Consider the following 11,997-nt stretch of genomic DNA (forward strand, 5'->3'; position numbering starts at 1 on the left):
ACACCACTAAATAAGGCCTGGCCAGCCGGTGTGAGTCATAGGTCGACGGGTATCGGCACCGACCGGCCGGGCCGATTCAGCGTGGGGGCTCCGGGAAAGGATTCACCAGCCCACAGCGCTGGATCTCGTACTTGGGGACCCGGTCGATCCGGTATTTCGAGAAGGCGAGGGCGTTGCGGAAGTTGTGTGTGAACCGGTCCAGGGTGAGCGGTTCGCGAACAGAGATCATCAGCGCCTGGGTCTGCGGGCACGACATCGCCGTGCGCGCCTGGGTGACCCATTTCTCGTCCATGTACCAGGGCATCCACGGGTGGATGTCGACCATGCCCGAGTCCGCCACGACCCAGTCCGGCAGCAGGCTCTTGTCGTGGCCGATGCGGCCGTCGGCGAGCCGGTCCGAGTGTGCGGCCAGCGGGTAAGCCAGGCCCATCGGGTCGATCACGCGGACGTCCAGCGGCACGTTCATGCTCGTCATACCCAGGTTCAGGAAGTAGACCGTGTGCCCGGAACCCTCCTCGGGGATCGGCTCCGGCGGCGGGTCGAGGTACCAGAACGTGAACGCGGGCGAGTTCAGCAACAGGCCGCCCTTGGGGTTGGCGGCGATGTCGTTGACCATGGCCCGCATGCGCGGGTAGTCGAGGTAGTCCTCGGCCAGGATCGGGTGGTCGTGGCCGGTGTTGAGGACGTAGTAGATGCGCTCGTCGACGATGCCCGACGAGCGGATCTTGGTGCCGGTCGTGATCGCCGTCGTGTTCGACGCGTACAGCGACCAGCCCGCGGTGCCGAGCAGCGCGATCAACAGCAGTGCGACAGACCAGTCGCTCTTCCGGAATCGCATCGGAATCGGGACCACGGCCACCGGCAACAGCAGCAGGAACAGCTGGGTGAGCAGCATCCGCCCGTGCATGAAGTCGCCGCCGACGCGCACCGCGTACACGGTGAGCAGCAGACCGCTGCCGAGCACCATCACCACGACCGCGCTCGGCGAACGCAACCACGCACGCAGGCCCGCCACCGAGAACTGCGGCAGCGCGAAGCCCCGCGCGATCCCCGCGACCACACCGGCGATCAGCAGCACGAGCAGCGGAATCCACAGGTAGTACGGGCCGACCAGATCCCACAGGTAGATGGCGCCCTGACCCCACTTGGCACCGCCCGCGTCCTTGGCGACCGCGGTGTTCGGGTAGGGCAGACCGTAGTAGCCCATCCGCCAGATCTGGTACCCCACTGGCACGATCCCGGCGACGAACACGATCAGCGCGCGCAGCGCGATCGGCCCGAACCGGAACGCGGGCATCGGTGCCAGGAAGATCATCCCGAGCGCGAGCACGCCGATCAGCGTGGCCTCGGGGCGAACGAGCGGGGCGAGCCCGGCCAGGAACACCAGGCCCAACAGGCTCGGCACGCGAACGACGGCGGCCTGACTCCAGCGGATCATCAGCCACCACAGCAGCCCGACCCAGCAGATCACCAGACCGCTCTCCAGCCCGGAGGTCGCGTAGTCACGCGCGGGCGGCAGCGCGATGTAGACCAGCACACCGGCCGGAATCAGCAGCTGACCGCTGGTTCCGCCCCACAGCCGCGCGGTGCCGAGCATCGCGAACACCACCGCGAGCACCGAGACCACCAGCGCCACCCCGAGCACCACGTACTCGAGGCGGGCCTGGGTGAGCCAGGAGAAGAACCAGACCAGGTAGGTCCACGCGGTGCTGGTGTTCGCCTCGACCCGCTCGTCGACATTGAAGACCGGGCCGTTGCCCGCGAGCAGGTTGCGGACCGTGCGCAGCACGATCAGGCCGTCATCGGCGATCCAGCGCCGCTGCCACGCACCGACCGTGAACAGCACGGCGGTGATGACCACCCCACCGACGAAGATGGCGCGGGACAGAACCGAGGAACGCGCGTCGGTACGCGGCGACTCGTCGTCGCGTAGCTGCTCGTCTTCGGTTGAATCCTGCTCCGCTACCAACATCTCGTCAGGTGAGATAGACAGCGACACCTACCGCTCCGATCCAGGCAATAGCGAGGAACTGCAGGATGCGGTCCCCCAACGCGATCTCTTCGGGTTCACCGGCCTCGCCACCATCGACGTCGACCGCGTAACGCAGGATTGCGATGGTAAACGGGATCATCGAGATCGAGTACCACTGGGTGTCTCGAGCCGAGTCCTGCTGGAAAGCCCAGAGGCCGTAGAAGACCACGACCGCGGTGGCCGCGAGCGTCCAGATGAAGCGCAGGTAGGTCGGGGTGTAGTACTCGAGCGACTTGCGGATCTTGGCGCCGGTGTCGAGCGCGATCGCCAGTTCGGCGTAGCGCTTGCCCGCGGCCATGAACAGCGAGCCGAACGCCATGATCAGCAGGAACCACTGCGACAGCGCGATTCCGGCCGCCGCGCCACCGGCGACGGCGCGCAGCAGGAAGCCCGAGGACACGATGCAGATGTCGAGCACGGCCTGGTGCTTGAGCCCGAGGCAGTAGGCCAGCTGGATGCCGATGTAGATCGCCATCACCACGGCCAGGTGCCACGAAGCCAGGAACGAACCGGCGATCGAACCGATCAGCAGCACCGCCGACAGCGCGTAAGCCAGGTTGACGGGAACGACGCCCGCCGCGATCGGCCGGAACCGCTTGGTCGGGTGCGCCCGGTCGGCGTCGACGTCGAGCGAGTCGTTGACCAGGTAGATGCCGGAGGCCGCCATGCAGAACACGATGAACGCGATCGCGACATGCACGAGCACGCCCGCGTCGCCGACCGCTTCCGGTCCGACGGCGAGCGGCGCGGCGAGCACCAGGACGTTCTTGACCCACTGACGTGGGCGCATGGCCTTGATGACACCACCGAGCAGAGTCTTCGGCGGGCCCTTCACAGCACCCTCGTCAAGGACGGCGGCGGACGGTTCTTCGCTCATCTGGGCCAAAGTTCTTTCAGTTGCGGTCACTGTCGGAGTCTCTTTTCGGCGGCTAGCACGGCAGCAGCCGACGCGGCCCCCAAAGCGGAACCGGCGATCACGTCGGAAGGGTAATGCACCCCGAGCACAACTCGGGACAGCAGCATCGGTGGGACGATCACCGCTGGCAAGGGTAGCCCGGTCAGTCGGCCGAGCAACACCGCCGCGGCCGTGGTGGACGTGGCGTGCGAGGACGGGAAGCTCAACTTGCTCGGCGTCGACACGTTGACCTGCACCGACGGATCGTTGGGGCGCGGGCGCCGGACGATCCGCTTGATCACGATGGACGCGGCGTGCGCGCCCACCGCGCCCACCGCGACACCGGCCCACTGGCGGCGGCGCGGCTTGTCGACCAGCCAGCCCGCGGCGGCGATGCCGACCCAGCCGAGCGCGTGCTCGCCGAAGTGCGACATGCCGCGCGCGGCGGAGACGACGGCCGGGTTGCTGCCGATGGTGCCCTGCACGGCGTTGAGGATCGCGACCTCGACCGGGACCTCTACGTAGTCGCCGTCGCAATCGCAGCTGCCGCAGCAGCCTTCCTCGGCCAGTTCGAGCTCGGGCAGTTCGGTGTCGGTCACTTCTCGGTTCCGTTCAGGCCGAAGGTCTTCTCCCACGCCGCCGTGCTGGTGAGCTCGGCGTGCGCGGCCCGGTAACGCTGCTGCATCTCCGGGAAGCGGGCGGTGAGTTCCTTGCGCAGGCGCATGGCTTCCTTGAGCAGGTCGCGGGCCTGGCGCGGGTCACGTTTGCGGTAGACGACGCCACGGCCGTCAGCGGTGGTCACGGTGACTCCGTCGACCTGCGAGAGCAGGTACCAGCGCGCGTCCAGGGTCGGCACGTTGAGCTGCGGTGTCTCGTAGGCGGCCGGATCGGCCTTGCGGAAGTTGTGCACCACGCCCTTGGCCAGGCGCGCGACCTTCGCGAGCGGGTTGCCCGGTTCGCCGACCGCGCCGACGCCGTGGCGGTTGGCCAGCGGCAGTTCGGTGGACGAGGGCACGACGACCGCGTCCGGGAACTCCTTGCGCATGCCGTGGATCTTGCCCAGCGCGGTGGGGAGCAGGTCGAACAGGCCCTCGGGGCCTGCCAGGAAGTCGCGGATCGCCTCGTTCTGGATGGCGACCGTGGAGTACTCCAGGCACAGCAGGTGCTTGAGGGTGGCCTTGATCGTGTTCACGATCATCGGCTTGCCGTCGCCGGGCAGGTGCAGGGACGCGACCACGAGGCGGTTGCGCAGGTGGAAGTACGCCTGCCAGTCGATGGCGTCGTCCTTGTCGGACCAGGCCATGTGCCAGACAGCCGCACCCGGCAGGGTGATGGTCGGGTAGCCGGCCTCGCGGGCGCGCAGGCCGTACTCGACGTCGTCCCACTTGAGGAACAGCGGCAGCGGCTGACCGATCTCCTCGGCGACCTGACGCGGGATCACACAGGTCCACCAGCCGTTGAAGTCGACGTCGATGCGCCGGTGCAGCAACTTGGAGTTGTCGCGGTCCTTGAGCGGGTACTTCGAGAAGTCGTGGTCGTATTCGACATTCGGCGCCGAGGACCACATGAAGATCCCGCGGTCGACGACCTCGCCCATGCTGTGCAGGTGCGAACGCTCCTGCAGGTTCAGCATCTGCCCGCCGACCAGCAGCGGCGACTTCGCGAACCGGGAGAACGCGAGGGCACGCAGGATGGAGTCGGGCTCGATCTCGATGTCGTCGTCCATGTAGACGATGTACTCGGCGTCGGTCTTGAGCGCCTCGTACATGACCCGGCTGTACCCGCCGGAACCACCGAGGTTGGGCTGATCGCAGATCGAGAGCCGGTCACCGAGGGTCGCGGCGGCTTCGGTGAAACCGGGCTCGTCGACCACCTTGCGGTTGCCCTGGTCCGCGACGATCACCGCGGCGATGTTGTCGAGCACCAACGGATCCGAGCCGAGCGCGCCGAGCGTCTTGACCAGGTCGGTCGGCCGGTTGAACGTGGGCATGCCGACCGCGATCGAGCCGGTGCCTGCCGCTTCCTGCGGTGCGTACCAACCGCCGGACAGCAGCGTGACGGCCGTGTCGGTGGTGATGTCGAACCAGATCCAGCCACCGTCTTCGAACGGGCCGAGATCGGTTTCGAACTCCACGACCACCGAGTCCGCGCCCTTCGCGACGGCGAACTCCTTGCCCTGCACGTGAATTCGCGAGCCGTCTGCCTTGGACCGGTAGACGTCGGCGCGGCCGTGCCCGGCCAGTTCCAGGCGAAGGACCACCGACTTCAGCACGCTCCAGCGACGCCAGTAGCTGGCGGGCAGCGCGTTGAAGTAGGTGCAGAACGACACCTCCGACTCCGCGCCGATCGACAGCGCGGTGCGGCTGGTGGCGTGCGCGCGACGGGCGTTGGTGGTGGACTCCTCCAGGTAGAGGGTCCGCACGTCGAGGGGCTCACCCGGCCGCGGCAGGATGACCCGCTGCAGCAGCGAGATGGCGCGAGTTTCGGTGGTCACGTCTTCGAGCATGGCTTTGGTCATGCCTCGTCCACCAGCGGCGCACCGGATTCCAGATGCGGACGCAGCACGTTCTCGAACATGCTCAGCGCCGAACCGATCGCCATGTGCATGTCCAGGTACTGGTAGGTGCCCAGACGGCCGCCGAACAGCACCTTCTTCTCGGCGGTCTCCTGCTTGGCCCGCTCGCGGTAGGCCAGCAGCTTGGCGCGGTCCTCGGGGGTGTTGATCGGGTAGTACGGCTCGTCGCCGGTCTGCGCGAAGCGGGAGAACTCGCGCATGATGACGGTCTTGTCGGTCGGGTAGTCGCGCTCGGGGTGGAAGTGGCGCGGCTCGATGATGCGGGTGAACGGGACGTCGGCGTCGTTGTAGTTCATCACCGACGTGCCCTGGTAGTCACCGGTCTCGAGGACTTCGGTCTCGAAGTCGATGGTGCGCCAGCCCAATTCGCCCTCGGCGTAGTCGAAGTAGTGGTCGAGCGGGCCGGTGTAGACGACGGGCGCCTCCGGGTTGGCCGCGACGATCTCGTCACGCACGTCGAACCAGTCGGTGTTCACCCTGACCTCGATGAGGTCGGAGGCGGCCATGTTCTCCAGCCACTTCGTGTAGCCGTTCTTGGGCAGACCCTCGTAGGTGTCGTTGAAGTAGCGGTTGTCGAAGGTGTAGCGCACCGGCAGGCGGGTGATGTTGCCCGCGGGCAGTTCCTTCGGGTCGGTCTGCCACTGCTTGGCGGTGTAATCGCGGATGAACGCCTCGTAGAGCGGGCGCCCGATCAGCGAGATCGCCTTCTCCTCGAGGTTCTGCGCATCGGCGGATTCGACCTCGGCGGCCTGCTCGGCGATGAGCTTGCGGGCCTCTTCCGGGGTGAAGTAGCGGCCGAAGAACTGCGAGATCATGCCGAGGCCCATCGGCAGCGGGTACGCCTGCCCCTTGTGCAGCCCGAACACCCGGTGCTGGTACCCGGTGAACTCGGTGAACTGGGTGACGTAGTCCCAGACTTTCTTGTTGGACGTGTGGAACAGGTGCGCGCCGTACTTGTGGATCTCGATACCGGTTTCCGGTTCGGGTTCCGAGTAGGCGTTGCCACCCAGGTGGTAGCGGCGGTCGATCACCAATACCCGCTTGCCCAGCACGTTCGCTGCACGCTCGGCGACGGTCAGCCCGAAGAAGCCGGAGCCGACCACGATCAGGTCGTACTGGTTTGCCGGGGCATTGGAATCTGCGTTGACGGAGTTACCCGAGGACGATGCGGCGGTCACGGGTGCCCAGCGTATCGGAAGACCACAGTTTGTCCCGGCGGAGTCTCCGACCACGCCTTGACCAGGGCCGATCCATCCCTCAGGAAAGCGCAGGCCCAGCAGACACGGTCAGTACCCCTGAAACGGGTATCCGCCGGGCCGCCCGGCTCGGATCCAGCGGCCCGTGGACGGCGCGGCCGCAAGGACCAGGATCAGGAGGGGGATGATGCTGGTGATGATGCCGCCGACCAGGGTGACCGCCGGCTCTTCCGACCCGCTCGAGACCGCCGCCACGATCGATATCGCGCTGAGGATCAGGGCGAGCGTGGACAGCAGGATGAGGATCACCCGGCCCGCGGTCTTGCGGCGGAACAGCAGAATCGCGCCGAGCAACCACAGCAGGCCCACCGCGGCCCCGACCAGCAGGCTGACGGTCGCCGCGGATCGAACCGCGTCCCCGGCGGCGCTCCCGGTGTTCTCGCCGAACAGGATCGCCGCGGCGATACCGAGGCCGGCCAGTGCGAGCAGTGACAGCAGCAGTGAGATGACCGCGGCGGTGATCGCCGTGCCGCCGCCCGCTCGCGGCTCACCGTAGCCCGGCGCGTACGGATAGGGCGCGGCGCCGTAAACCGGTGCGCCATAACTGTTTTGGACGGGTGCGCCATAGGGCTGCGGATAGCCCGGCTGACCACCGTACGGGTCGGGTCCGTAGCCGGGTTGCGCATACCCCTGCCCCGCGTACGGGTCATGGCCCTGCTGTGGGCCGTACGGATACCCCATGGTGTTCCCCCTCCTGGCGAGCTGTACCTGTAGCCGCTATCTCGTTCCCCGGCCCCGCAGCACCCTCCGCGGCAATGCTGACCTGCTGAAACTATACGTTCGGTCCGACAACATCGTCCGGGCGAGCGAGTGTGTAGGCCGCGGTCAACGGCAGCGCCGCGGACAACAGCACGAGCCCACCGAACAGCGCGCCCGAAAGTGCCGCCGCCCAACTGTGATTCACGATCGCCGTCACCGCGCCGGGTACCCCGCCGAGACCGGTCGGAATCGAGCGGACAACGGGTTCGTCGGCGAACCAGTGGATTCCGTACCCGGAGTCGTAGTTCACCAGCGTGGCGAGCAGGCCGAGCACCCCGAGGGCGAGCTGCGCTCCGGCGGCGACCACGATCACCCAGCGCCCGGTGTCGTCCCTGCGCGCCAGAAGCAGGCCGCCGTAGGCGAACGCGAACATCGACACCAGCGCGCCGAGCGTGGCGAACAGCGTGAGCGAGTCGTCGAGTTCGCCGGGGTCGCTCAGGAACGACCGCACGAGAACCACAGCACCCACCAGATTCGCCGCGGCGGCGACCCCCGCGAGGCACACGGCGACGATCGCCGCCACCTCACCGCTCTTCGACTTCGTCTCCAGCACGACCATCCCCCGACCGTAGCGCCATCAGCCGCGGCGTACCGAGTTCGAGAACCACGCGCGTCGAACCGTCCGCCACCGCCGCGACCTATCGCGTGATGGTCCAGCGTCGCGTCGGCTCGCTCAAACTGAGCGCGAGGATCACCACATTGAGCGCCAGCCAAGCGTCCAGCGGCCCGAACCGCCAGCCGTGACTGGCCCCGTTGAGCACGATGACCAGCAACGTCGCCGCCGCCATCACCGCGGCCATGGTGAGCAGGATTCGCCTGCCGAGCATCCGCCGCCGCAACAGCAGCACCGCCCCGAGCAGGTACACCACCCCGAGCCCGCCGACGATCCCCGCGCCCACGTAGTCGAGGTCGATCTCGCGCCCGAGCGAGCGGAGTACGGCGGTCGCCGTGCCGACGAAGATTCCCGCCGCGCCGACCAGCACTCCGAGCCGGCCCGCGATCAGCGCGGTCACCGCACGCGAAGGCCGCTCCGGCCGCACCTGTTCCACCACTGCCCCCGCTGTTTGTCGACGTCGCCGTCAGTTATACGGCGGAACGCCCGATCGAGCACTGTGTGGGCGATGGTCACCTCACTACCCGATCGGGCGCCCGCCAACCGCTCAGGCGGGATGAGCTGCGACGTAAGCCCGGAAGGCTTCGAGGATGTACTCGGCCACGCCGTGACCGTGCACGTCGTAGTTGACCCGGAAGCGGGGGTCGGCGACGTACATCTCGCCGAGGCCGAGCAGATATTCGTTCGACACCGTCTTGCCCTGCGTACCGACGCCGAGGAAGGCGCGATGCCGGGCGACGATCGACTGGACGACGTCGCCTTCCACGGGAAGTCCTGCGGTGCAGGCCTTTCCGAAGTCGGTGGCGATGTCGAGCTGGGTCTGCTGGAAGTCCTTCTTCTCGGCGTCGGTCAGCGAACGCCACCAGCGATCACCGCTCTCGTATGCCTCCCTGCCCCAGCGCTCGGTGACTTCGTCCTTGTACTGAGTGTGGTCGAAACCATCGAAAACCTCTGCGGCCATGAGTGGTTCACCTCTTTCCGTCTTGTGCAAAGTGGTCGACACCGATTCGATCTGTCGCGCCACCCGATCCTGTTGTTGCCGAAGCAGTTCCAGATGGGTGCGCAGCGCACCGGCGGTGTCCTGTTCCCCGGCGAGGACCTCGGCGATCACGGGAAGGCCGAGGCCGAGTTCGCGCAGCAGCAGAATTCGCTGTAGCCGAACAAGAGAGGTCTGGTCGTAATAGCGATAGCCGTTGGCCCCGATCCGGCTCGGCTCCAACAGCCCGAGCTGCCCGTAGTGGCGCAACGTACGACTGGTGGTTCCCGCGGCCTTCGCGAGGTCCTGAATGGACCATTCACCCACCATGACCTGCTCCTTTCTCGTCGGTACCTCCACTCTGCAAGTTGACGCTACGTCAAGGTCAAGAGGCGAAACCGACTTCGACCTCCACCGTGTCGCGCTCGGTGTACATCTGCCACAGCCGCGCGCCGAGCTCGGCATTGCCGATCCGCGGCAGCACCAGCCCGGCGGGCACGAGGTCGGGGTCGGCGTCGATGACCGCCTGGACCGCACTGTTCTCGATGAGCGAGCCGATGGCGAAGAGTCCGACGTAGACGCCGGTGCCTTCCACTTCGCGAGCCAGCTGCCGTACGTAGGCGCGCTGCGCCCCCAGCGCGACCCCGACATTTGCCAGGTAGGGCTGCAAATACTCCTCGGAGGCGCCCGAGGTGAACAGCAGCGTGCCACTGCCGCGGGCGATCATCGCGGGCAGCAGGGCGCGGGTGAGGAGGATCGGCGAGTGCACCTTGAGCGCGATCGGCAGCGCGAGGGAAGGCAGGTCGACGTCGATGGTCGTGGCGCTGCGGACCGACATATCGGCGGCCGCCGAATGCAGCGCGACATCGATCGGCCCCAGGTTCTCCTCGACCCGGCCGATCACGTCGAGCACCTGCGCGGGATCGGTGACGTCGGCGATGAACGGTTCGGCGTCGATGCCCTCTGCGCGCAGGGCCGCGGCGCGTTCTACCGGGTGGCGCCCGATCACCGCGATCCGAAAACCGTTGCGGCCGAAGTGTTGTGCCGTCCCGGCACCGAGTCCTGGTCCGTAGCCGAAGATCGCGAGCGTACTCATCAGATACCCCTAAGTTGAGTGGTGGTTCAAGTTATGCCGAACGTAGCACTAAGTTGAACCCATGCTCAAGATATTTCGACCACCGGATTTGTAGGATCAGCGGATGCCCGAGGACAAGCCGTTGCGCAGTGACGCCGAACGCAACCGCGTCGCGCTGGTGACGGCAGCCCGCGAGGTCTTCGAAGAACGCGGCCTCGACGCCCCGCTCAAAGACATCGCCGCCCGCGCGGGCGTCGCGATCGGCACCCTCTACAACCGCTTCCCCACCCGCGACGCACTCATCGCCGCCGCCGTCGCCGACCGGCTGGAAGCGGGCGGCCGGGTCGCCGAACAGGCACTCGAACTCACCGACCCGTGGGAGTCGTTCGTCTTTCTGGTCGAAAAGATCTGCGAACTCCAGGCATCGGACCGCATTCTCGGCGACCTCGCCCTGCGAAATCCCCCCAGCGCCGCCGTCGAGCGCGCCCGCGAATACGGCCACGACCTCATGCGCCGCATCATCGTCCGCGCCCAGGAAGCCGGCGCCCTTCGCCCGGACTGGACCCTCGAAGACATCGCCTTCATCACCTGGTCCCACATCAGCGTTCTCGCCGCCACCAGCACCGTCGCCCCCGACCTCTGGCGGCGCAATCTCGCCCTCATCTTCGACGGCCTACGCGCGAAAGCCGCGCACCCCCTGCCGGTTCCGGCCCTCACCGAGGACCAGTTGATGCAGGCGATGCGCGGCTGACCTGTTCAGCGCTCAGACCCGAGCAGTCGCCGAAACCAGTTCCGGTGCACCAGACTTCACGGTCGGCTCGGCGTCACTGCGCCGCTCGGCCGGATCCGGCACCGCACCCACCGGCGACACCTGCTCTCCCGCGACACCTCCGACGACAGACTTCGGCGGCATCTGCCCGAAGACGGTAGCCGCGAGCGCGACACCGAGGCCGAGGATCTGCAGGGCGGTCAGCGCCTGACCCAGCGCGATCCAGCCGATCACCGCGGCCGACACCGGACTCAGCAGACCGAGGAAGGACACCGACGTCGCCGCCACCCGCGAGATTCCACGAACCCACAGCCAGTAGGCCAGCGCGGTGCCGATGATGCCGAGGTACAGGTAACCGCCGACGGCCTCTCCGTCGAGCGCGGGCGGCGCGCCTTCGATCAGCAGGGCCGGCGGCACGATGAACAGCCCGCCCGCGGTGAGCTGCCAACCGGTCATCGCCAGCGGGCCGACACCGTCGGGACGCCCCCACTTCTTGGTGAGCACGGTTCCCGCGGCCATCGAGGCCGCACCGGCGAGACCGGCGAGCACGCCGAGGAGATCGAGTTCAGCATTGCCGCGGAGCACGACCAGCGAGACACCGAGCACCCCGACGACGCCCGCGATCACCTTGCGCCGAGTCGGCGCTTCGGCCAGCAGCACCGCGGCGAATCCGAGCGCGAACATCGGCGCGACCGCGCCGAGTACCCCGGCGACACCACCCGGCAGCCGGTACGCGGCCAGGAACAGCAGCGGGAAGAACGCGCCGATATTGAGCACGCCCAGCACCGCGGCCCGACCCAGCCACTTGCCGTGCGGCAGCACCCTGGTGAGCGCGAGCAGCACCAATCCGGCGGGAAGCGCGCGCATGAGCGCGGTGAACAGCGGCCGGTCCGGGGGCAGGAATTCCGTGGTCACCGCGTAGGTGGAGCCCCACACGATCGGGGTGAGAGCCGTGAGCGCGAGGGTGCCCGCGTAGCCGGTGGAGCGGGTTGCGGTCGTCATGTTCACTCCTGATTGATAATCTCAACATTGAAATATCTACTCGCC

Annotated in this window: 12 protein-coding genes; 1 reads left to right on the forward strand and 11 read right to left on the reverse strand. The window is 67.5% G+C overall.

The window, feature by feature from the left end; translation table 11 throughout:
- Positions 1 to 76: 76 nt before the first annotated feature.
- The 10 genes from zomB to ACFVJ5_RS20010 form a co-directional block, all read right to left on the reverse strand.
- Positions 77 to 1,972, reverse strand: coding sequence for a flagellar motor control protein ZomB (gene zomB / locus ACFVJ5_RS19965; RefSeq protein WP_379222030.1), 1,896 nt, complete (start codon positions 1,970 to 1,972; stop codon positions 77 to 79).
- A 4-nt stretch (positions 1,973 to 1,976) separates the two neighbouring features.
- The gene (locus ACFVJ5_RS19970; protein WP_378989492.1) at positions 1,977 to 2,909 is read right to left on the reverse strand and encodes a decaprenyl-phosphate phosphoribosyltransferase; all 933 of its coding nucleotides are present in this window, start codon (positions 2,907 to 2,909) and stop codon (positions 1,977 to 1,979) included.
- 26 nt (positions 2,910 to 2,935) lie between these two features.
- Complete coding sequence (locus tag ACFVJ5_RS19975; RefSeq protein WP_101468312.1) at positions 2,936 to 3,424, reverse strand: phosphatase PAP2 family protein; 489 nt, start codon at positions 3,422 to 3,424, stop codon at positions 2,936 to 2,938.
- Positions 3,425 to 3,522: 98 nt separating this feature from the next.
- Complete coding sequence (locus tag ACFVJ5_RS19980) at positions 3,523 to 5,445, reverse strand: glycosyltransferase (RefSeq protein ID WP_379222032.1); 1,923 nt, start codon at positions 5,443 to 5,445, stop codon at positions 3,523 to 3,525.
- Positions 5,442 to 6,680, reverse strand: a complete 1,239-nt coding sequence (gene glf / locus ACFVJ5_RS19985) for a UDP-galactopyranose mutase (protein WP_379222034.1) — start codon at positions 6,678 to 6,680, stop codon at positions 5,442 to 5,444. The genes ACFVJ5_RS19980 and glf overlap by 4 nt, the downstream gene beginning before the upstream one ends.
- A 108-nt stretch (positions 6,681 to 6,788) precedes the next feature.
- Complete coding sequence (locus ACFVJ5_RS19990) at positions 6,789 to 7,439, reverse strand: hypothetical protein (protein WP_379222036.1); 651 nt, start codon at positions 7,437 to 7,439, stop codon at positions 6,789 to 6,791.
- A gap of 91 nt (positions 7,440 to 7,530) precedes the next feature.
- Positions 7,531 to 8,076, reverse strand: coding sequence for a hypothetical protein (locus ACFVJ5_RS19995; protein ID WP_379222038.1), 546 nt, complete (start codon positions 8,074 to 8,076; stop codon positions 7,531 to 7,533).
- 79 nt (positions 8,077 to 8,155) lie between these two features.
- Positions 8,156 to 8,566 carry a hypothetical protein gene (locus ACFVJ5_RS20000; protein WP_379222040.1) on the reverse strand — a complete coding sequence of 137 codons (411 nt, stop codon included), beginning with the start codon at positions 8,564 to 8,566 and terminating at the stop codon, positions 8,156 to 8,158.
- A gap of 111 nt (positions 8,567 to 8,677) precedes the next feature.
- Positions 8,678 to 9,436: a MerR family transcriptional regulator gene (locus ACFVJ5_RS20005; protein WP_379222041.1), complete on the reverse strand. Its 759-nt coding sequence runs from the start codon at positions 9,434 to 9,436 to the stop codon at positions 8,678 to 8,680.
- A 55-nt stretch (positions 9,437 to 9,491) separates the two neighbouring features.
- On the reverse strand, positions 9,492 to 10,202 hold the full coding sequence (locus tag ACFVJ5_RS20010) for an SDR family oxidoreductase (RefSeq protein ID WP_379222043.1): 711 nt from the start codon (positions 10,200 to 10,202) through the stop codon (positions 9,492 to 9,494).
- Positions 10,203 to 10,305: 103 nt separating this feature from the next.
- Between ACFVJ5_RS20010 and ACFVJ5_RS20015 the strand changes: the two genes are divergently transcribed.
- Positions 10,306 to 10,932 carry a TetR/AcrR family transcriptional regulator gene (locus ACFVJ5_RS20015; RefSeq protein WP_379222045.1) on the forward strand — a complete coding sequence of 209 codons (627 nt, stop codon included), beginning with the start codon at positions 10,306 to 10,308 and terminating at the stop codon, positions 10,930 to 10,932.
- Between the two features lie 12 nt (positions 10,933 to 10,944).
- On the opposite strand, the gene ACFVJ5_RS20020 is transcribed toward ACFVJ5_RS20015, so the two are convergent.
- Entirely contained in the window at positions 10,945 to 11,952 is a 1,008-nt protein-coding gene (locus ACFVJ5_RS20020; RefSeq protein WP_379222047.1) for an EamA family transporter, read from the reverse strand.
- Between the last annotated feature and the right edge of the window lie 45 nt (positions 11,953 to 11,997).

The sequence above is a fragment of the Nocardia sp. NPDC127606 genome (genome assembly GCF_042671725.1).
GTDB lineage: Bacteria > Actinomycetota > Actinomycetes > Mycobacteriales > Mycobacteriaceae > Nocardia.